Origin of the sequence: Shewanella sp. SM69 (genome assembly GCF_025653985.1) — a bacterium.
GTDB classification, from domain to species: Bacteria; Pseudomonadota; Gammaproteobacteria; order Enterobacterales; family Shewanellaceae; genus Shewanella; species Shewanella oncorhynchi.
In genome coordinates, this window is the sequence record NZ_JAKKRV010000002.1 from 200,702 (window position 1) to 223,554 (window position 22,853).

17 protein-coding genes are annotated in these 22,853 nt (G+C 45.4%); 6 read left to right on the forward strand and 11 right to left on the reverse strand.

Annotated features, from left to right (window positions below; all coding sequences use genetic code 11):
• The first annotated feature begins 21 nt into the window (after window positions 1–21).
• Window positions 22–1,869: a signal peptide peptidase SppA gene (gene sppA / locus L5M37_RS04275; RefSeq protein ID WP_263199522.1), complete on the forward strand. Its 1,848-nt coding sequence runs from the start codon at window positions 22–24 to the stop codon at window positions 1,867–1,869.
• Between the two features lie 137 nt (window positions 1,870–2,006).
• Window positions 2,007–3,020, forward strand: a complete 1,014-nt coding sequence (gene ansA, locus L5M37_RS04280; protein ID WP_006086774.1) for an asparaginase — start codon at window positions 2,007–2,009, stop codon at window positions 3,018–3,020.
• Between the two features lie 314 nt (window positions 3,021–3,334).
• Here the strand turns inward: ansA and L5M37_RS04285 are convergent, their stop codons facing one another.
• The 11 genes from L5M37_RS04285 to L5M37_RS04335 form a co-directional block, all read right to left on the reverse strand.
• Window positions 3,335–3,616, reverse strand: coding sequence for a YeaC family protein (locus L5M37_RS04285; RefSeq protein ID WP_263199524.1), 282 nt, complete (start codon window positions 3,614–3,616; stop codon window positions 3,335–3,337).
• Complete coding sequence (locus L5M37_RS04290; RefSeq protein ID WP_028759858.1) at window positions 3,613–3,930, reverse strand: hypothetical protein; 318 nt, start codon at window positions 3,928–3,930, stop codon at window positions 3,613–3,615. The genes L5M37_RS04285 and L5M37_RS04290 overlap by 4 nt, the downstream gene beginning before the upstream one ends.
• A 12-nt stretch (window positions 3,931–3,942) precedes the next feature.
• A complete protein-coding gene (locus L5M37_RS04295; protein WP_105252564.1) occupies window positions 3,943–5,070 on the reverse strand; it encodes a M14-type cytosolic carboxypeptidase in 1,128 nt (375 codons plus the stop codon).
• Window positions 5,071–5,295: 225 nt separating this feature from the next.
• The gene (locus tag L5M37_RS04300) at window positions 5,296–5,976 is read right to left on the reverse strand and encodes a response regulator transcription factor (RefSeq protein ID WP_028759856.1); all 681 of its coding nucleotides are present in this window, start codon (window positions 5,974–5,976) and stop codon (window positions 5,296–5,298) included.
• 223 nt (window positions 5,977–6,199) lie between these two features.
• Window positions 6,200–8,737: a TonB-dependent receptor plug domain-containing protein gene (locus L5M37_RS04305; protein WP_263199526.1), complete on the reverse strand. Its 2,538-nt coding sequence runs from the start codon at window positions 8,735–8,737 to the stop codon at window positions 6,200–6,202.
• A gap of 745 nt (window positions 8,738–9,482) precedes the next feature.
• The gene (gene ruvB, locus L5M37_RS04310; RefSeq protein WP_028759854.1) at window positions 9,483–10,487 is read right to left on the reverse strand and encodes a Holliday junction branch migration DNA helicase RuvB; all 1,005 of its coding nucleotides are present in this window, start codon (window positions 10,485–10,487) and stop codon (window positions 9,483–9,485) included.
• A gap of 47 nt (window positions 10,488–10,534) precedes the next feature.
• Window positions 10,535–11,152 carry a Holliday junction branch migration protein RuvA gene (gene ruvA, locus L5M37_RS04315; protein WP_006081742.1) on the reverse strand — a complete coding sequence of 206 codons (618 nt, stop codon included), beginning with the start codon at window positions 11,150–11,152 and terminating at the stop codon, window positions 10,535–10,537.
• Window positions 11,149–11,670 carry a crossover junction endodeoxyribonuclease RuvC gene (gene ruvC, locus L5M37_RS04320; protein WP_006081743.1) on the reverse strand — a complete coding sequence of 174 codons (522 nt, stop codon included), beginning with the start codon at window positions 11,668–11,670 and terminating at the stop codon, window positions 11,149–11,151. The genes ruvA and ruvC overlap by 4 nt, the downstream gene beginning before the upstream one ends.
• A 103-nt stretch (window positions 11,671–11,773) precedes the next feature.
• Window positions 11,774–12,520, reverse strand: a complete 747-nt coding sequence (locus tag L5M37_RS04325) for a YebC/PmpR family DNA-binding transcriptional regulator (protein WP_263199527.1) — start codon at window positions 12,518–12,520, stop codon at window positions 11,774–11,776.
• A 313-nt stretch (window positions 12,521–12,833) separates the two neighbouring features.
• Window positions 12,834–14,612 (reverse strand): aspartate--tRNA ligase, encoded by a 1,779-nt coding sequence (gene aspS / locus L5M37_RS04330; RefSeq protein WP_263199528.1) that lies wholly within the window; start codon window positions 14,610–14,612, stop codon window positions 12,834–12,836.
• A gap of 184 nt (window positions 14,613–14,796) precedes the next feature.
• On the reverse strand, window positions 14,797–17,607 hold the full coding sequence (locus L5M37_RS04335; protein WP_263199529.1) for a transporter substrate-binding domain-containing protein: 2,811 nt from the start codon (window positions 17,605–17,607) through the stop codon (window positions 14,797–14,799).
• A gap of 150 nt (window positions 17,608–17,757) precedes the next feature.
• On the opposite strand from L5M37_RS04335, the gene cmoA reads away from it, so the two are divergent.
• From cmoA to L5M37_RS04355, 4 genes are all read left to right on the forward strand, one after another.
• On the forward strand, window positions 17,758–18,489 hold the full coding sequence (cmoA, locus tag L5M37_RS04340; protein WP_263199531.1) for a carboxy-S-adenosyl-L-methionine synthase CmoA: 732 nt from the start codon (window positions 17,758–17,760) through the stop codon (window positions 18,487–18,489).
• Window positions 18,486–19,478 carry a tRNA 5-methoxyuridine(34)/uridine 5-oxyacetic acid(34) synthase CmoB gene (cmoB, locus tag L5M37_RS04345; RefSeq protein ID WP_263199534.1) on the forward strand — a complete coding sequence of 331 codons (993 nt, stop codon included), beginning with the start codon at window positions 18,486–18,488 and terminating at the stop codon, window positions 19,476–19,478. The genes cmoA and cmoB overlap by 4 nt, the downstream gene beginning before the upstream one ends.
• 295 nt (window positions 19,479–19,773) lie before the next feature.
• Complete coding sequence (locus L5M37_RS04350) at window positions 19,774–21,633, forward strand: M3 family metallopeptidase (protein ID WP_263199535.1); 1,860 nt, start codon at window positions 19,774–19,776, stop codon at window positions 21,631–21,633.
• A gap of 203 nt (window positions 21,634–21,836) precedes the next feature.
• The gene (locus L5M37_RS04355; protein ID WP_113940376.1) at window positions 21,837–22,745 is read left to right on the forward strand and encodes a LysR family transcriptional regulator; all 909 of its coding nucleotides are present in this window, start codon (window positions 21,837–21,839) and stop codon (window positions 22,743–22,745) included.
• Window positions 22,746–22,853 lie beyond the last annotated feature (108 nt).

Here is a 22,853-nt window from a genome sequence, read left to right on the forward strand (position 1 = left end):
GGACTTATAAAGGAGTGGCAGATGTCCGCTAACCCATCGTTTTTCAAGAGAATATGTTTGTTTATTTGGCACACCCTGAACGGGACGCGTAAACTCATCCTCAATCTAATCTTTTTTGGACTCTTAGCCGCGATCATTATCTCCATTGGCAGTAGCGAAGATATCCAAGTTGAAGATAATTCGGCACTGGTGCTTAATTTAGCCGGCTCTATTGTCGATCAGAAACAACAAGTCGATCCCTTAGAAGCCGCATTCAAACAAGGCCAAAATGCCAACGCCGATGGTGAAATCCTACTCGCCGATGTGCTTTATGTCATTGACAATGCAGCGCAAGATCAACGTATTAGCGTACTAGTGCTCGATCTGGTCGATCTTAAACGTGCAGGGATCAGCAAACTACAATCTATCGGAAATGCACTCAATCGCTTTAAAGAGAGCGGTAAAAAAGTCATCGCCATCGGCAACTACTACGAGCAAAATCAATATTTCCTCGCCAGTTTTGCCGACACCATTTACCTCAATCCCCAAGGCGGTGTCTCGCTTGATGGCCTGAGTATGTACAACCAATATTTCAAATCGGCCTTAGAAAAACTCAAAGTCAAAGCGCATATTTTCCGCGTGGGGACCTTTAAATCTGCAGTTGAACCCTACATACGTGACAATATGTCAGATGCTGCGCGGGAAGCCAGTAGTGCACTGTTAGCCGATGTATGGCAAAGCTACACACAAACTGTCGCAGGCAATCGTAATATCGAACCGAATTCTCTGGTGCCCGACGCAACCACTTATTTGGCAGAGCTCGATAAAGCCAATGGCGATTCAGCCACAATGGCAATCAACATGAAATGGGTTGATAACCTAGCGACCACAGAAGATTTTCGTAAAACCATGCTAGAAACCGTAGGAAAAGCCAGCAGTGGTGACAGTTTCAAGCAAGTCAGTTTTTATGATTACTTAACCTTAGTGACGCCATTACCCAGCTTTGTAGAGCAAGACAGTGTTGGTATTATTGTGGCAAGTGGCACAATTTTGAACGGCACTCAACCTGCGGGCCAAATTGGCGGCGAAAGCACCGCCGAACTGCTACGTAAGGCACGTTTTGATAAGCACATTAAAGCCTTAGTATTACGTGTTGATAGCCCTGGCGGTAGCGCCTTTGCCTCTGAGCAAATTCGTCAAGAATTACTGGCACTTAAAGCAGCGGGTAAACCCGTGGTTGTGAGCATGGGCAGTTTAGCCGCATCCGGTGGTTACTGGATTTCAGCCAGTGCCGACTATATCTTCGCAACGCCAACGACGCTCACGGGTTCGATTGGGATCTTTGGCATGATCACTACCTTTGAAGATTCATTGGCCAGTATAGGCGTGCATACCGATGGTGTATCGACCTCAGAATGGGCAGGATTATCTATTACCCGCACACTTTCCCCTCAGATTGAAGCGATTATCCAACGTCATATTGAACGCGGCTATTCAGACTTTATCTCCCTGGTCGCCAAAGAACGTAAGATGACCATAGAAGAAGTCGATAAGATTGCTCAAGGCCGTGTGTGGAGCGGTAAAAAGGCTCTTGAGCTTGGCTTAGTCGATGAACTGGGTGATTTAGATGAGGCGATTGCTAAAGCCGCTAAACTCGCGGATATGACGCTATTTGATACCCGCGTCATCGAGCAAGAGCTGACACCCGAACAAAAATTCATGCAGCAGATGTTTGCCTCAGTATCGAGCTACCTGCCCGCCTCACTGAGCCAATCATCGATGTTAGAGCAAATGCTAGCGCAATTGACCAGCAGCTTGAAAACGTTAACCTCTTTTGATGATCCAAATAACGTCTACATCTACTGTGATAGTTGCAATATGATGAACTAAATCTGCCAGCGTCTAGGTTGCTGCTCGCAACTTCAAGATGATGATAAAGACAAAGCCCGGATCTCCGGGCTTTTTTATTGGGTTTATGTCAGTTAAATCGTATAATTCGGCCACTTGAAGCTAAGAAAACGACAAGAATGACTAAACGCTCCATTTATGTTGCCTATACTGGCGGCACCATCGGTATGCAAAAGACCGATAACGGCTTCGTCCCTGTGGCAGGATTCCTGACTCAGTGCGTGCAATCTATGCCTGAGTTTTACCATGAAGAAATGCCGACATTCGTGATCCACGAATACTGCCCGCTTATCGACTCTTCCAATATGGCGCCGACCGATTGGCAGATGATCGCTGACGATATACAAGCTAATTACGATAAATACGATGGCTTTGTGATCCTCCATGGCACTGACACCATGGCGTACACGGCTTCGGCGCTGTCGTTTATGCTGCAAGGCTTGTCAAAACCTGTGATAGTGACGGGATCGCAAATCCCCCTCGCCCAGCTACGCTCAGACGGCCAAACCAATTTATTGAATTCACTCTACATAGCGGCGAATTATCCAGTTGCGGAAGTGTGTTTATTCTTCAATAACAAACTCTTTAGGGGCAATCGCTCGACTAAGGCCCATGCCGACGGTTTCGATGCTTTCGCTTCACCCAACTTCCCGCTACTGCTTGAGGCGGGGATCAAAATCAATCTACGCGCAGGCAAAATCACGGTAGCCAACGATACCCCATTAGAAGTCGCTCATATCAGCCCACAACCTGTCGGTGTGGTGACCTTGTATCCTGGGATATCGACACAGATTTTTGAGAACATTCTGCAACAGCCAGTTAAAGCCCTCATACTGCTGACATTTGGTGTGGGTAACGCACCGCAGGATGCCGCCTTACTCAAAACCTTAAGGCAAGCAGATGAACGTGGCATAGTGCTGGTGAATCTAACCCAATGTTTCCAAGGTAAGGTGAATATGGGCGGCTACGCCACAGGCAATGCATTAGCCAAAGCAGGCGTGATCAGTGGCGCCGATATGACTATAGAAGCGGCCTTAGCAAAACTGCATTATTTGCTATCTAAAAATTTGCAACCAGCTGAGATAAAGGCGGCCATGTTACAAAATCTAGTCGGTGAACTGAGCATAGATTAAAGATAGTGTCTTCTAATCTGTTTGTTCTGTTTGTTGCCCTCAAACGCTAGCAACAAAAAAGCCCATATTTAATGGGCTTTTTTGATTTAAACTCAGACTAGATTTCAGCTCAGACTAAACAGCACTAAATGAATATTTATTTTAAGACTTTTGCGGACCAAGATTTGCATTGAAGTTATTTGATATCAAATCAATGTTAGTCTTGATATCACTAACAAAAGATAAAATGCCAATCCCCTTGCCAACCTCAGACTTACGCCTAATACCTATAATAAAACACCCCTTACATGCCAATCAGTGCGGCCAGTCAGAAATTATAAATCCTGCGCTTTAAAGCCGGCAATTGGCTCACCACGGAATTGCTTTTTCAGCTCGGCCTTAGACAGCTCATTAATTTTACCGTCAGATGCAATAGTGAAATGCTCTGTTTGCTCAAGCTTACGTGCTTGATACAACATCACCACCTGCAGAGTCGATTCACGCTGAGTCTCACTCAACATAGTACCATCCTCCCACTTACCCAGCTCTGCAGCACTGCGAAGCCTTTCATAGACTTCAACGGGCATTTGGTCGATCACTTGATTGATATCCGTCATACACTTTTCCGCTTATGTAACACGATTCTGACTCGTGTAATGAGATAACCTACAAAACCAAACACAAAGCATATTCCGGCGATATTCGCACGCATACCTTCGGCGGGTTCCCCACCCCAAAACCAAATCACCACACCAGCAATGAACAAGGTCATAGCAACGAAACTCTGATTCATTAAGCTGCTGGACTTTTGAATATGGCTAATGCGCGATAAGGACTCATTGTCGCCATCGGTTTTTGCTTGGCAATGGGGGCATGAAGGCGCTTTGCTCGACATACGTTTACGACACACCGGACATTCAATTAATGCCATATCAGCCTCGCCCTAACGTAACTTATCAACAACGGCGAGCATGGCAATTAGCGATGCTTCACCTAAATAAATACTGCGTTCTGGTGACCAACCCACAAAAGGATCGGCCAGATTGTTATTGTCTTTAAACGGCATCTCAAGGGTATTTGATAAACACTTGAAGGTCTGGGCAACCCAATTAGACGCTACGGTCAGATTCGCTTGACCGGGCTCATCTTTATCATACCCATACTGAGTTTGAAAATCGGCACTGGCTAAGGTCAATGCTTGACTAAAGTCCGCTTGCAGCTGCGCGAGTTTATCATTATAAGCGGGGACGCCTTCACAACCCGCTAGAAACACATAAGGTAAGCCTTCATCACCATGCACATCATAAAACAGGTCAACACCCGTTTGCTGCATCTTGTTGACGACGTGATATACCTCAGGGCTTTTTTCTAAACTCGGTGTTTGCCACTCGCGGTTAAGATTAATCCCAATCGCGTTAGTGCGCAGATGGCCTCTGACACTGCCATCGGGATTCATGTTGGGCACTATATAGAAATTGGCCTTATCAAGCAGCGCCTTTGCCGTGGGACAGTCATTATCGAGTAAACGATTCACTAGGCCTTCAACTAACCATTCAGCCATCGTTTCACCCGGATGTTGTCTGGCGGTGATCCAAATATTGCGTTTAGAAGGATCGCCATTCCCTACTTTCATCAGAGTAATATCGCGGCCATCTAAGGTCAGGCCTAAATGCTCTAAATTGACATCTGGGTGTAACTGGGCGCCGCTGAGTAAATCTAAATGACGCTCATAGCTGTAGGGTGCAAAGTAAGCGATTTGAATGGCATCGCAATCTAACTCTATGCTAATGCTCAGTTTACCGTCTTGATATTGAGTCGGAATACGGAACCAATGCTGGCGATCATAACTGGCCACCGCCTGATAATCTTCCCATCCCTTGGTATAAGAAGCGGTTCCCGCATTGATAATATTCAAGGTGTAATGGTTACCCACCTCACCTTCAAATCGAAAATTGAACCATTGATAAAACTCACCACCCGCATCAGGGCGGATAGCAAGTTGAATATCGTCTTTATTATCAAGATTGACGACTTGGATATTTCCGCCATCAAAGTTGGCACTGATCCGCATAATGATTCCTAATAGGTTGTTAAAACTAAGGGCAATTTAATGGCGTGCGACAGATAGCACACGGCACATTTTATTATATGGCCGATAGAATAAACCAAAACATCCCAAGGGGAAAACGAAAGCCATTAAATTCAGTCAAGACACTTGCAATCGGCCTTTAATTGACCAGTTAACACGCCTAAAATCCACAAAAAATGAGCCTTTCACTATAAGTTAATGAAGATATTAGACCATAAAACTATAACCTTGGCCTCGTACTGTATTAATCAAGTTACGCGGCAAACTGATGTTAGCTAACTTGCGGCGAGTGTTACTAATGTGCATGTCCAGATTACGGTCAAATCGGCCCAAATCTTTCTGTAGCACTGAGCGCTGCAACTCTTGCTTAGTGATGACTTGGCCTTTTCTTTCAAAAAGATATTTAAATAATTTAAACTCGGTTTGGGTCAAATCGACATAGCGGGTGCCAATAGTGATCCTATAACTCATTTCATCGAAGTTAATCACTTTAGCCGCCACAGTCGCCATTTGCGGCGAGTGAGAGTGACCGGCACAGAGACGCCGCTCTAAGGCTCGTAAGCGGACAAAAATCTCTTTTATGCTAAACGGCTTACTCAGAAAATCATCTGCTCCCAATTCATAACCAGTGATGCGATCATCTTCATTATCACGTGCTGAGATCATCAGTACCGGCGTTGAACATTCACGCGCTTTTAGCAACTCAAACCCATTCATCTGTGGCATCACTAAATCAAGCACTATGATGTCTGGAGCAAAACTTTCAATGCATGCCAGCCCCTCGATGCCATTAACCGCACACTTAACCTCATGCCCTTGCGTACATAAGGCATCAGCTAACCAAACGCTAAACAATGGATCATCATCGACCAAGAGTATTTTACTCATCCTTAAAGCCCAAACGAGAATCTATATCATTTATATTACCATGCGAATCGAGACGACTCTAGCGCTATTACATTCGTTAAGAAGTGTGATGTTGAAAACTGTGAACAAAATACGATATTAACAACCAATCAACTGATGATTAGCGACTCTAAAATCATCTCGTAAACTCCCAATAAAAAAGCGCCCTAAGGCGCTTTTTAGAAACTAAGAGTCTGAACTTAGCTTAGAATTTAACAGTTACACCACCGTAAATCACGCGGCCGACTGTGTCATATACTTGTGGAACTGTACCACCATCGCTACCGTTAGAAACAGTAACTGGTTTTTCATCAGTGAAATTCTTAACGCCTAAACTGACAGTCGTCATATCATTGATATGATAAGTACCAGAAATGTTATGGTACAAAATTGAGTCTACATCAGTACCTTGAGCTAGATCTGTCATTCCGCCGATATAACGATTGAAGTACATAACACTCCAATCATCTTGACCTGCTGACAAGCTAAAGTTGTTACGAACTCGAGCATAAGCACCAAAGTTACCATCAATAGTACCAGTATAGCTTTCACCATCCTGCTCGAAGTTAACTAAGTAAGTTGTGTCATTGTTTAGTTTCCAATCTAAACCAATAAGCTCAAAGCTGTAGGCTAAGTTGAAATCTACACCACTCGTGTCTTGTGTACCCACGTTAGTTAAAGCATTCGTTAAATTATCTAAATCGCCATTAGCGCCGATATTGAAAATTTCACAAGATGCTGCACCTGTTGCATCGCCATCTACTTGGAATCTATGACATGCATCTAGACCTGCTTGAGTGTCCATACGCGCAATCGCGTTATCAACTTTGAAACTCCAGTAATCCAAAGTCACAGACATACCATCAAGATAGCTTGGCGAATACACTAAACCAGCCGTATAAGACTCTGATTCTTCAGGTTTTAAATCTGGATCTGATGTACGATTTACTAAAATTTGTGGATCTTGAGCATTGCCCCATGGATCATCTAAATAATCAAACGAACCTGAGTTACCACCATACAATTCAGCAACACTTGGAGCACGGAAACCAGTAGCCGCTACACCACGAACCATTAACTCATCCGTTGCTGCATAAGTTAAGCCAATCTTCCAAGTGGTTGCTTTACCAAAAGTAGAGTAATCATCTAAACGTAGCGCAAATTCACCCGTTAATTTCTCAGTGAAAGGCACACTTACTTCTTGGAAAATAGAAATAACGTTATAGTTACCATCTGTAGGGTCTTGTTGAGCAGCAGTACTTTCACCAGCAACAACTACAGGATCAGGATTATAAAAACCACTTTCACGACGGTATTCTGCACCAATCGCAAAACCAACGGCACCTGCTTTTAAATCAAACAATTCGCCATTTAAACCAGCAGAAAGTGTTTGTTGCTCATTACCACCATTTGCTTGCTCTGAATAACCGATTTCGTTAATCATTTGCTGTGTTAATGGGGTGCCACTAAACCATGCATTAGGATTTGCATAGATCGAATCAAGCATATCTGATGCATTGATAGAATTATCTATTGCAGTTTTAGCTTGGTTTTTACCATAGGTGTAGGTTACATCCCAGTTCATACCAGTATGAACATCTAAGGTGCCCGCTAAGCCACCTGATAAACGCCAAGTATCAGTATCCTGAGTATAAATACGAGGACCTACATCGTTAGTCCGGCGACGATAGTTAACTAAACCCTTATCATCGGCTTTAATACCTGCTGCGATCATGCCGCTATCAAGCGTTACACATGGAGCTCCGGCTGGAACGCCCGCCGCGCCACAAACATTTAGCATAAGATCAGCGGGTTGAGCAGCCATTTGCTGGTTAGAACGACGGTTGGTATAAATAGCATCTGCAGTTAACACAACATCATTACCTAACTCTTGAGTCATGTTAGCAAATAAACTACGACGTTCACTTGGTGTTTGATAGTAACTATCTTGGGTAAAATCATAACCGTATGAACGGTCTACCCAGTTGCCATTGGCATCTTTAATCTTGCCGCCTAAAGTACCTTCAGGGATAAATGAACTTGCACCAGGTTCAGTCCAATCACGGTCACCTTGGATCACGCCACGACGGTCAGAAAAAGCAGCACCAAAGGTGTAATTACCACCATCGGTATTGAAACCGTATAGTGCACTTACGTCGCCATTTTTACCGTCACCCTTGTCAGTGCCACTACCGTTAAAATCGAGCTGGAAACCTTCAAAGTCTTTCTTAGTAATAATATTCACTACACCAGCAATCGCATCAGAACCGTAAACAGCTGAAGCGCCGTCTTTCAGAATTTCAACACGTGCAATCATAGCGACTGGAATAGAGTTCAAATCCACAGAGCTGTTAGCACCGGAACCAGAGTTCACCATGCGGCGACCGTTTAATAACACAAGCGTACGTTGTGAACCCATGCCACGTAAATCAACTTGTGCAACACCGTCAGCACCGTTGTTTGTTGTTGAACCAATTGCCGCACCCGCCATCGAAGTCTGTACTTGCAGCATTTGGTCAACAGAAGTAAAACCTTCCGCTTTAATCGCAGCAGCATCAATAACGGTCACAGGAGATGCTGTTTCCATATCTTGGCGTTGAATGCGTGAACCTGTCACTTCAATACGTTCAACTTTTGCTTTTTCTTCAGCAGCAAATGCGCTTGACGTAACAAATGCACCAGTAGTGATAGATGCAACGATAGCTAAGTTAATAGCTGACGCTACTTTAGTTCTTTTGATCATGTATGAATGCTCCCTAGATCTTACTATTATTTTTATGCTTACAGCTTGTACAGCTATTGCTGTACTAGTGTTGCACCTGATACTGAGGATTCACTTTAACTCCGTCAATGCTCAAAATTTTAACCAATAAAAACATATTGTTAATTATTATGATTTACTTGGTTAATTAATTTGAATGTTATTTTTTAATACCCTTATTTAACACACTTATACAGAGTTAATCACCACGAGATGGATATTAAGCAGGCTTTAAACCTGTTAATGAGAAACATAAGTGCAACATTTCGCACATTAAAAAATGTGATGCGGATCACACTTTTTAATCCTTATTAAAGTTATCTAGAAGAACAGTGTATTGATTAACTATTGTTAAATCTGCATATCTAGCAATATCCACAGATAGCCAAAGCGCTAAAATACCGATAAACATAGATAAATTGCATTAAAACAGAGATGCATTATGTATCAATTGTGCTAATTATGCATTTTAACAACGTCTAAAATTATAGTTTAACAATTAAGGTGCAAATAATTCTACACGCCTTTGAAATGACTATTTGTTACTGATCTTGCTTATTAATTTTGAATATAAGTATTAGCTTCCAATCCCCCTAAACACTCACTATTTCTTATTCCTAAATAAATGACTTACACCTCATACGGACCACATTCAAGGACAAATTTTCTTTATAAAAAAAGCGACCACTTAGGTCGCCTCTTATAGTCTGTATCATCAAACTGATATTTACTCGGGTTTGATCAACTCAAAATGTTGATATGCCCGTGCGGTTGCAATACGGCCGCGGGGCGTGCGTTGGATAAAACCTTGCTGGATCAAAAAGGGCTCTAGCACATCTTCAATGGTTTCGCGTTCTTCGCCTATGGCTGCGGCTAAGTTATCGAGTCCAACTGGGCCACCCATAAACTTATCGATAATGGCGAGTAGTAACTTGCGGTCCATGTAATCGAAACCTTCATTATCGACATCCAGTAAGTCTAGTGCATGGTCGGCAACAAACTTAGTGACAGCGCCATCATGCTTCACCTGCGCGTAATCCCGCACGCGGCGAAGCAATCGGTTAGCTATCCGCGGTGTACCGCGTGAACGGCGTGCGATTTCAAATGCACCTTCAGCATCAATATCCAGTTCCATCACCTGCGCCGAACGCGTGACTATGGTGCTTAAATCTTTGATGTTATAGAATTCAAGCCGTAGCGGGATCCCAAAACGCGCCCGAAGTGGTGAAGTCAAAGCCCCTGCCCGTGTTGTCGCCCCCACTAGAGTGAACGGCGGTAAATCAAGCTTGATAGAACGTGCCGCTGGCCCTTCACCTATCATGATATCCAGCTGGTAATCTTCCATCGCTGGATACAAAATCTCTTCTACCACTGGGCTTAATCGGTGGATTTCATCGATGAATAACACATCACCGGATTCGAGATTGGTCAAAAGTGCGGCGAGATCGCCCGCTTTTTCCAGCACAGGCCCCGAGGTGGATTTAATGTTCACCCCCATCTCGTTCGCCACAATCATGGCTAAGGTGGTTTTACCCAATCCCGGCGGACCGTAAATCAACATATGATCTAAGGCTTCATTACGATTCTTTGCCGCTTGAATAAACACCTTAAGCTGTGCCCGAGTATCATCTTGACCCGTGTATTCATCGAGCATTTTAGGACGCATCGCCCTGTCGATGGATTCATCTTGAGCTTGGATCTGCGGCTGGATGAGTCTGTCTGCCTCAATCATTGTTATTCCTTATCGCAGCTTTCATCTTAATTATCATCATTGTTCAATTAAAGCATCGATTTAAGGGCGGCTTTGATCAGAGTTTCTGAATCCATGCCCTCTTTGTAGGCTGCAGAAACCGATTTGCTCGCCTGCGGTGGTTTATAACCCAGCGAAATTAAAGCTGAAATAGCATCTTCTTCGGCGCTATTGACTGTCGGTGCGGGTGAGTAATTGGATTGCAGCACGAACTCACGCTCTGAGCCTGCTGAGGCTTCCATCAAGCTCTTGAGCTTATCGCGCATTTCTACCAGTAACCGCTCGGCGGTCTTCTTACCAACACCAGGTAATTTCACTAAGGTCACTATGTCATCGCGCTCAACGCAGCCCACAAATTCTCCGGCTGTCATGCCTGATAAAATGGTCAGTGCGAGCTTGGGGCCGACACCATTGGTCTTGATCAGTAAGCGAAATAACGCCCTTTCCTGCTTAGTGATAAAACCATAGAGAAGCTGTGCATCTTCACGCACCACAAAGTGGGTGTAGACCATAGTTTCATGATTAACTTCAGGCAGCTCATAAAAGCTAGTAAGCGGCATCTGCAACTCGTAACCAACACCATTAACATCGATCAAAATTTCTGGTGCTTGTTTCTCAACGAGCACGCCCCGTAAACGACCTATCATCTGTACCGTCCGTATGTTCTTGCCGTTGCCCGGCCACTCAATGCAATTAAACTCTGGCTGGTGTGATAATGACACACAGCAACACCGAGTGCATCTGCGGCGTCAGCTTGTGGGGCTGCAGGTAATTTAAGTAGTTGTTGGATCATGTGTTGTACTTGGGCTTTCTGCGCTCGCCCCGTACCCACGACTGCGCTCTTAATTTGAGTCGCACTGTATTCGGCCACAGGTAAATTGGCGACTGTGGCAGCAACAATGGCCGCGCCGCGTGCTTGGCCTAACTTGAGCGCAGAATCGGCATTTTTTGCCATAAATACGCGCTCAATCGCAAATTCGTCCGGTTGATACTGACGAATAATCTCAGTGATCCCATCAAATATTTGCTTGAGCCTGCCAGGCAGCTCTTCAGACGAAGTGCGAATACAACCACTGCCGAGGTAAATCTGATGCCGTCCCTGACATTGGATCACGCCGTAGCCTGTGATCCGTGAACCTGGGTCAACACCTAAAATAATTGCCATTCAATACCTTATAGGGGATCTACATTTGCATCCCTGTTCCTACGTTAGCATTTGCGAGCTGAAATGGGCATCAATTGACGCCCCAATTCAGCGCACAGTCAATCTAGCCTAGGCTTGCCATCACATCATCGGAGATTTCCGCATTATGATACACCTCTTGCACATCATCGTGATCTTCAAGGGTATCGATAAGGCGCATAAATTTTTCGGCGGTTTCTAGATCAAGCTCAGCTTTCGTCGAGGCTATCATCGCGATTTCGGCATTATCCGCCACAAAATGGGCTTTATCGAGCGCCTCTTTCACCATATAGAAATCAACGGGATCAGTAAAAACATCCACCGCACCATCATCATAGCTGACAATATCTTCCGCGCCCGCTTCAAGCGCCGCTTCCATCAATGCATCTTCATCAGTTCCCGGCGCATAGGATAACACCCCACGCTTAGTGAACAGATAAGAAACCGACCCATCCGTGCCTAAGTTACCGCCCGATTTACTAAACGCATTACGTACACCACTCACAGTACGATTACGATTGTCCGTCATGGTTTCAACCATCACAGCGGTGCCGCCTGGGCCATAACCTTCATAGAGAATGGTTTCGAGTTGCTGGCCTTCTAATTCACCGGCGCCGCGTTTAATCGCACGCTCAACCGTGTCTCGGGTCATATTGCCACCAAGGGCTTTATCGATGGCGACACGTAATCGTGGATTGGAGTCGGGATCTGAGCCACCTTCACGGGCTGCAACGGTTAACTCGCGAATGAATTTAGTAAAGAGTTTACCGCGTTTAGCATCTTGAGCCGCTTTACGGTGCTTAATGTTGGCCCATTTACTGTGACCTGCCATGGGAAGTCTCCTCTACTTAGGTATCATCTAGGTGCCATCGCAAAGCTTATCAAGAGCCGAAGGTGGAATGAGACTAAATAACGGCTATTTACTTAAAGGATTGAACTAACAGATATTGATAAGCGGTGGAATGACGGTTCACTAAAACAAACCGAGGCTCATGCCTCGGTTTTCGGTACGACTAAAAATAACTGATAAGGGTTAACCCAAATCGACTTACACAAAAACGAGTTACACTAAAACGATTTACATAATGTCGATTTGAATAAGGTCGATTTACAAAAGTCGCCTTACAAAGCCCTCTTACAAAAGATCAGTCTTCCGCTTTAACGGCTTTCTCAACCACAGCAATACCCAGTTCAGCTAACTGCTGCGGATTGGCAAAACCAGGCGCGTTAGTCAGCGGACAAGCTGCAGTGGTGGTTTTCGGGAACGCCATCACATCGCGGATTGAGCTTGCGCCCGTCATCAGCATGATGATGCGGTCTAAACCAAACGCTAAACCTGCATGTGGCGGTGTGCCGTAACGCAGCGCTTCTAACAGGAAGCCGAATTTCTCTTTAGCTTCATCGTCAGTAATACCCAGAATACGGAATACCGCAGACTGCATTTCTTGGTTGTGGATACGCACTGAACCACCGCCTAATTCGCAGCCGTTTAATACCATATCGTAAGCATCAGAAACGCGATTTGTTGGGTTAGCTTCAAGTTCAGCTGCCGTTACGCCGCGCGGTGCGGTGAACGGATGGTGAACCGCGTGGAAGTTGCCGTTGATTTTCTCAAACATTGGGAAGTCAACTACCCACAGTGGACGCCATTCACCTTGCAATAAGCTGAAATCTTCGCCCGCTTTAAGACGCAGTGCGCCCATAGATTCGGCAACCACAGTCGCCTGATCTGCACCAAACAGGATAATGTCACCAGTTTGCACGCCAGTGCGGCTCACGATTTCATTGACTATGCTTTCGTTTAAGAATTTCAGCACAGGTGATTGAATGCCTTCTAAGCCAAGGCTTAGGTCATTAATCTTCATCCACGCTAAGCCTTTAGCGCCATAGATGCCAACAAACTTAGTGTAATCATCGATTTGCTTACGAGACAGTGCAGCGCCGCCCGGAATACGCAGTGCAGCAACACGACCTTCTTCATCGTTCGCAGGACCAGAGAATACCGCAAATTCCACTTCTTTGAGTAAATCGGCAATGTCCACCAGCTCTAATGGGTTACGTAAATCTGGCTTATCTGAACCAAAACGACGCATCGCTTCGTTGTAGGTCATGCGCGGGAACTCGCCGAGATCGACGTTCAGCATTTCAAGGAACAGACCACGCATCATCTCTTCGGTTTTCGCCATCACTTGCTCAGAGCTCATGAAAGACGTTTCGATATCGATTTGGGTGAATTCTGGCTGACGGTCGGCACGTAAGTCTTCATCACGGAAGCATTTTACGATTTGGTAGTAACGATCAAAGCCTGACATCATCAGTAACTGTTTAAACAGCTGTGGCGATTGTGGCAAGGCAAAGAACTGACCTTTATAAGTACGGCTTGGTACTAAATAATCGCGGGCACCTTCTGGGGTTGCCTTAGTCAGGATCGGTGTTTCTATGTCTAAGAAACCGTTTGAATCGAGGAAACGACGCACAGAACTGGTCACTTTAGCGCGGAAAATTAATCGCTGCGCCATTTCTGGACGACGTAAATCTAAGTAACGATACTTAAGACGTTGCTCTTCGCTGTTGTTCTGGTAGTTATCCATGCTCAATGGCAGTGGATCGGCAGCATTGATAATCGTCAAGGCTTGACCTAAGACTTCAATCTCACCCGTCTTCATTTGACCATTGACTTGGCTATCAGGACGGGCACGAACTAAGCCTTTGACCTGAACGCAAAATTCGGCGCGCAGCGTGCTAGCGACATTGAACACCTCAGGTAAGTCTGGATCATAGACCACTTGGATGAGACCTTCTCTGTCTCTTAAATCTAAAAAGACAACGCCACCCAAATCACGGCTACGATTAACCCAACCTACCAAGGTAACTTCTTGTCCAACGTGAGACTTATTGACGTCTCCACAATAATGACTGCGCATCTAACTCTATCCTTTATCCGGAAACCGGTGCTTTGGAAATAATCAAAACGAGATAAAAGCGGCATTATAGTAAAATAATGCCGATTACCAAAGTACTTCACACTTAGGCGGTGAAGTATCAAACAGTTTTACGCCCTTGACTAGAGGCGAACGCACTATCTGAGCATGAGCGTTCAAAAAAACATCAAGCTGAGCGATAACAACGCCCGCCGCTACTTTTTGCTTGGTACATCAGCTGATCGGCTTTTTTTAATAAACCTATCGCGGTGTCACCATCGCGGGGGTAAATCACCACGCCAATACTAACCGCTATGCTGACACTGACGCCTTGAATAAGCAAAGGGCTCGACAGTGCCTGTAGAATATTATCAGCAACTTGGGTAACGGCATCGAGATCTTGCACACGATTTAGCAGGATAACAAACTCATCGCCGCCAAATCGCGCAACGGTATCTGATCCACGGATAACCTTGGTTAACTTTTGGGCGACCAGTACCAGTAATTCATCGCCAATGGGATGACCGTGTTGGTCATTGATTTGTTTAAAACCATCGAGATCGATGAATAACAAAGCGAAATGTGCCTGTTCTCTGCGATGAGATAGCAAAGCTTGGGTTAGTCTGTCATCAAGTAAGGCACGATTGGGCAACTGAGTTAAAGCATCATGATTAGCCACATGCAACAAACGTTTTTCTGCCACTAATCGCTGGGTGATCTCACGATTTAAGCGACGATTCACTAATAACACCGCCACCATCACTAAGCACAAGATTATCACGCCAAACACAATATAACGCAGCCATTGCAGATATTTAGCACTCTCTGTCGCCACAGAAAATGACACCCAGCGCGTATATATTTTTTGCTGATGTTGAGCATCAACCAAAGCCAAAGCTTTGTTAATCAACGGCACCAGCGGCGCAAATTGAGGATAAACACCAATATGACTGTGTTGATCGGCGAGATCACTGAGCAGCGACATTTTCAGTGTCGGATAGTGGCTGGTTTTAAGCTCAGAAGCTAAAGTCACCACTTTATCGATAAACACATCCGCATTGCCATTCGTCACGGCCGCTAATCCGGCCTGCGTATTTGGCACTATGACTAACTTGAGCGAAGGCTCCAGACTCATCAATTGCGCCACCAAATGATATCCCTCAACCACGGCCACCCTTTGACCTGCGAGCTGAGCAATATTAAAAACCGAGACTTGTTCCAGTTGCGACACTAAGGCCCACGGCGATGGCCAATAGGCTTCACTAAACGCTAAACGCTGCTGGCGCTCCGCCGTTTGCGCGACACTGCCGGCTAAACTCACCTCGCCCTTTTGCAACGCCTCGATTAACGAATGCCAATCATCAAAGGCAACGGGCGTGAGCTTAAGTTTGAGTTGTTCCTTGAGCAATTTGACGATATCGCTATTGATCCCCGCAAACTCACCCTGCTCATCCATAAACTCCATCGGTGGCCATTGCTTTAAATAACCGACTTTGAGTTCGCCTACACTTTCCACATAGGCCTGTTCTGCGGGGCTTAGGCTGACATGGCGCTCAGCTTGGGTAAAAACATGATCTTTAGGATTGAGCATCCATTTATGTTCAATCTCAGCAAATTCTTGATTGCTAATACTGTTAAACCCATTGGCTATCCTCTGTGTAAGGCCAGCATCATCGCTACGGGTCAGCACATAAATGTTGGTGCTAAATTCGAGATCAGGATACTGGCTAAAGTCAGACCAGCCTTTATTGAGCAGTAAATAATGGGATGTCCATGCACCCGCGGCGATAAAACCGACAACTTCTCCAGACCTCGCCCCCGCCACCATGGCATCCATACTGTCGTAATAACGCAGTGACACTTGGGGTAATGCTTTACGCAAATCCACCAAATAAGGCGCTGTAGGCACCACACCAATACGTTTACCTTTTAAGCTGTCTAAATCGGTTAACTGTTGCTGATAGAGAAAGAGTCGACTCTTCACTGTATATAAATGCCAAGCCTGAGTAAGGCCCGTTTTAACATCATCACTTTCAGGATAACCTATATGGGCATCGGCGAGACCACGACGAACATCGTCCACGCTGGAGTTCATATCACCAGAAATAAAATCAACGGCAATACCCGTTTTCTCAGACCAAAGCTGCCACATGTCCACATACAAACCATGGGGTAAACCATCAACACCTAAGTCCACAAAAGGCTCGGCGCCCAGTTGCATCGAAATAACAATCCCAGCTTGTTGACGTTGATAGCCAAGCCAACGTCGCTCCGTTTGCTGAATAAAGTGCGCATCGAGCGCAGTGAAACCTTTATTGATTTTATCGACTAATGCAAGATTGCCCTTTTGAACTGCGGGTACAAACTGCATCGCCTTAATTTGAAGGCGGGCAGTATTGGGAAAGTTTGCGGCAATCTCTTGGGATGAGTCGGGATCTTTCAAATAGCCTTCTAACCCCGCAAAGACTACGATCTCGCCCGCGGCGACCCCTGCCAATAATTTCTCACGACTTTCGTAGCGTTTAAACACAAGCTGCGGTTCGATACGGTGTAATTCCGCTTCATGGGATGAGGCCGCTACCACACCAATTTGAAAGGGGATCAGTTCTTTGATGGATTTTTTGCCCTGCAAGGATTTATGCAAATACAAAAAAGTACCCACATCCGCAATGGGCACTGCAAAATCAAATTCTTGCTCTCGCTCTGGGGTTTTCCCCATGCCGATATGCACTTGCGCCTTACCTTGCCGCAGTTGATCAAGGGACTCATGCCAGTGGCGCGCCACAAAAACGACTTGGGTATGGCTTTGTTTAGCCCACTCTTTCCATAAATCAACCAGTAATCCAGTCGGCTCGCCATCGTTGTCGACATATTGATAGGGAAAGCTATCCTCACCCATAACGATGATTAATGGCTCAGAGGACAACGGACTTGCCTGCCCCGTTATACTCAAAAAACAGCTGCACAAGATCACAATTAAGTGGATCACAAACTTCAAGTTGAGCCCTTAGTACTTGATGTACATGTAACGATTTTGTTATCTATTAAGTATTAGACAAAAATTTATCGCAAATTACTAGCATGAGACTTGCTGCTAATCGCTCTGATTCGTTAAAATGCACAGTTGAATTCCCATGAAAAATCTCAGATGAACGTTTCTCAAGACACTATCTACGCTCAAGCGAGCGAGCATATTAGCGATTTCCAGTTTGATAACCGTGTAGCAGGCGTATTCAGTGACATGATCCGCCGCTCAGTGCCTGGATATACGCAAATTATCAATACCATAGGCGATTTTGCAGATCGTTTCGTCATGCCAAATACTCAAATTTACGATTTGGGTTGCTCACTCGGTGCCGCGACCTTAAGTATTCGTCGCCAAATCCAAGGCCGCCAATGTCGCATTATTGCTGTAGATAACAGTGAATCTATGGTCGCACGCTGCCAAGAGAACCTGAATGCCTATGTCAGCGATACGGATGTCGATCTGGTTTGCGGTGATATTCGCGATATCGATATTCAAAATGCCTCACTGGTGGTACTCAATTTTACCTTGCAGTTTTTACCGCCAGAAGACAGAGAAACCCTGATAGCCAAAATTTATCAGGGCCTAAACCCCGGTGGGATTTTAGTGCTGTCGGAAAAAATTCGCTTCGAAGATGCTCCTATCCAAACCTTATTGGAAGAGCAACATTTAGACTTTAAACGCGCTAATGGTTACAGCGAACTTGAGATCAGCCAAAAACGCAGTGCGCTGGAAAATGTCATGAAGCCAGACACCTTAGCCACGCATCAACAACGACTCACCAGCCAAGGCTTTAGTCACTTTAGTCTCTGGTTCCAATGCTTTAACTTTGCTTCTATGGTGGCCATCAAGTGATCAGCTTTAGCTCGTTTTACCAACAAATCGCCGATTCGAATCTACAGCACTGGCTAGAAACCCTGCCGAGCATTTTAGGCAAGTGGCAACGGGAGCATAAACACGGCAACCTGCCAAAGTGGGAAAAAGTGCTCAACAAGCTGCACTATCCAGCACCCGACCAAGTGGATTTTGTTGATAGCGTGACCGTCGGTAGCGGCGAGCAACTCAGCCCAGGCGAAAAAGAGAAGCTAGAAAACCTGCTGCGTCTGTTTATGCCATGGCGTAAAGGCCCCTTCCACATTCATGGCATACATATCGATACCGAATGGCGCAGTGACTGGAAATGGAACCGCGTTAAGCAACATATTTCGCCGCTAAACAACCGCACTGTGCTCGATGTCGGTTGTGGCAGCGGCTATCACATGTGGCGCATGTTGGGCTCAGGTGCTAAGCGCGTCGTCGGTATCGACCCTTCGCCGTTGTTTTTATGTCAATTTGAGGCGGTAAAACGATTAGCGGGCACACATCACCCTGTGCACTTGTTGCCTCTTGGCATTGAAGAGCTGCCACCGCTTGATGCATTTGACACGGTTTTCTCCATGGGCGTTTTGTATCACAGACGTTCGCCTATCGATCACTTGTTACAGCTGCGTGATCAATTGCGCACCGGTGGTGAGCTCGTGCTAGAAACCTTGGTGATAGATGGAGACGAAAATGCCGTACTCGTGCCTCAAGATAGATATGGCAAAATGAATAATGTATGGTTCATTCCGTCCGTTGCCGCGCTCATGCTATGGTTAAAAAAGTGTGATTTCACTGATATCCGTTGTGTCGATACCGATGTCACAGCCCTTGCCGAGCAACGCCGTACCGACTGGATGCCCAACGAATCACTGGTTGAATACCTAGATCCTAACGACATCACCAAAACGGTTGAAGGTTATCCTGCGCCCAAACGCGCCACGATTATCGCGGTGAAAAATCAGCCTAATCAGGATTTAAACTAACCTTTTCAGTCTGAAGTAAGCAAATATCAGTCATTGCGTCCTCAAGGTTTGAGTTGGTAATGACTGATATCAAAAGCCGAAAGATCACCATTCCTCTAGTTCATCTGGAATATGTAAGTGTTCAGCAGCTCATTATAACTCCTTCCTTGAATAGCAATACATTGGCGACTCCCACCCTTATCGTTGACATCCAGAACAGAACAGGGTTTCATGCATAACAATGACTTGAAGCTAACTCAATTGGATACTAAGTCAAAGTTAACTCATTCCATCACAGATGCAGAACACATAACCCATGTTAAAACCCACTTTACTGGTTAGCCTGTTTGGCTTGAGCCTTTATGTTACGAATGCCGCCTATGCGGCGCCAAGCCCTGTTCCCCTTTTAGTTGAACAATGCCTGCGTTTGCCAAGTATTGATCTTGCGACTGTGTTCGCCAATGCGCGTTTAACTGCGTCTGAATTAACCTTGGCCCAGCGCGCGCTTATTTTTGAGCAACAGATGTTAGGGCTTAATAATATCAACGACAGGCTCAACTATTACCGTGGGTTTAACTTACCAAGTGAGGAACGCGAGGGTCTACTGCAATGCCAGCTACACCTCGCCGACACCCTGTCGCAACTTCTCAGCCAAACTGAATTGAGCCAACTCGCCTACGCCTTAGCCCAAGGCAATGCAGAACAAATACTGCTGAGCCAACAGCTTAAACAATTGCTACAACAACATTGGCGCGCCGAGGAGAAAGCGAAATTACATACAGCGCAAGCCAGCATAGGCCAAGGGTTAGCCAGTCAACAATTTAGTCTTGCCTTCAATGACAGCCAATGCCAACCTGAAGTGACTCAGCAACATCATCTGCATAAAAAAGAGGATAAAAGTGACGAGCCGAAGCCCGACAGTTCAAAGCAGAGCGACTTTTCTGGCACTATCGCCAGTTACTTACTGACGCAAGAAAACGCCGTATGTCGCAAAAATGTATGGCAGGCCTACCAAGCCAGAGCCAGTGAAACCAATCAAACGGCATTAGAGCGAATTGCTGAGCAGCGCCAACAAGCTTCCACTGCTGCAGGCTTTACCGATTACAGCGCATTAGTGCTTAGTTCGCAGCAGTTATCATCCCCTGAATTAGTCAAAGCCTTTCTCGATAGCCAAACCCAAGATCTGCAAGTGGCTCCCTGGGATATTGGGCGAACCCTGTCACAACAAGCATCAGCCAAGGGGCCGACATGGCAAACCTCTGACGTCTTGAGTCGCAGCTTTACTTATCTGCAAGAGTTTGGTTTACACTTTGAGACCATAGCAACCGCCAACGCCGAGAAAACACCAACCGTTCCTAATCGGCCGCATATCGTCAGGGTCTACCACCAGCAAAGATTGTTGGGTGAAATCTATGTGGCTTACAACCATAATCCACAGCAAGGTAGTCAACAGCAGACATTGCGTCAAAGTGTACTCGGCCAGCAATTTGGACAACAAGCTTTAGATCTCAAGCCACAGCTGAGTAACTACAAAGACATTGAGCAATTAACCGAGTCTATCGCAGAGGCTGTCACTTCCCTTGCTAAAGCGAGCCATTTCTACCTCAACAATGCCATGGGACAGAGTCAAGATAGCTATTTTGTGGCGAGTCTTTGGTTAGCAGAAGTACTGCGCCATCAACTCTTTCCGCAGTTTGAGCACACCTATTTACAGGAGCGTGAAACACTGGCTAAAGCTTATTCGAAGCAGCTTAAAGTCTTTCGCGCTAAGGTTGCAGTCAACTTTTACCAAAACTCAAGTGCACAAGTCTACCCCGATCTCGGTGCGGAGTTTAATGCGAGCTTTGGTCAAGACTGGCCACAAACACAGGATTATCCTTATAGCTTCAATGCTATCGCCAACGAAGGACCGCTCTACTACCAATCACTCTGGCAAGCATCGCTAGCCCAGCTGGTAGCTCAATCTACATTCAACTGCCAAGACAAACTAAAATTATTCAATGTATTAGTCATCAATGAAGACGCTTTGAGCTTAAGTGACCAATTAAAAGCGGTCATTGGCGCCCCCGTTGATAGTGCTGCGCTGATCCAAAGAATTTCAAATAGCACCGCTTCAGAACATGCTGACAATTCCAACAATCAAGCTTTCGACGCAACAGGTTCTTGTGCGTTTTAAGTGTTAATGCTTAGGATGTGTTTGTGACTCGCTCGGGCGCAAACACTGAAAATCGTCATGATTAGCCTCTCTATCCCCTTAATAACTTAGCGCGACATAACTATCTATATGTCGTGAGAATGACTGACTCTATGATATTTAATTGAAAAATTCGTAAGAAGTGGCCACTATAAGCCTCAATCTATCGTTTTTTTGAGATTATAATGACTCGAGCTAAATCTACCTTAGAACAATGGCGTATTTTGCAAGCGGTGGTCGATTTTGGCGGCTATGCCCAAGCGGCCGAAAAACTCAACAAGAGTCAATCGTCACTTAACCATGCCGTTGCCAAATTACAGCATCAATTAGGTATCGAGCTACTCGAAGTCAAAGGCCGTAAAGCCTATCTCACCCCGCAGGGCGAAGTGCTGCTGCGCCGCTCACGGCATGTCACCCAAGCCGTCAACGAGTTAGAACAACTTGCGAGTAATCTTGAACAAGGGTGGGAGCCGACACTCACGATTGCCCGTGAAATTATCTATCCGATGGAAAGCTTAGTGTGTGCCCTCAATGCGTTTCTGCCCCACAGTCGTGGCACTCGAATCATCATGCTGGACTCAGTGATCACCGGTACTCAAGAGCTCATTCTGCAGAGTAAAGTCGATATTGCTATCTGTGCAGGGGTGCCGCCTAAAGGGTATTTATCCGAACCCTTATGTGAACAAGAACTCTACCTCGTCTGTCATCCAAATCACCCACTCGCTGATTTAGGCACAATTGAAGACGATAAACTATTGGCACAATATTTACAGTTAGTGATTAAAGATACTGGTGTACAATCCAACATTGATATCGGCTGGCTCAAAGCTGAGCAGCGCTGGACAGTCTCTAACTTCCATGAAGCTAAAGTCATTTTAAATCAAGGTATTGGTTTCTGTTGGATCCCCTCTTTCTTAGTCCAAGAAGAATTGGCTTCGGGTAATCTAGTACGTTTACATCTTGAGGGTAGCCAAAAACGTCGCATCATGTTGAGCTTAGTTATCCCTAATAGGGATCAACAAGGGCCTGCATCAAAACTGCTTGCTTCCTTGATTTTAAAACAGCATGGAATTGAAACGACGAATAGTCATTAACAGCAAGATACCAAACGAGTTATCAATTCGAGTGAGCAAAACGATAAGTGCTAACTGCTGATTAAATGGTTAGTTCTTAGTGGTACTGAGAAGTTGTTTCGAAAAAGA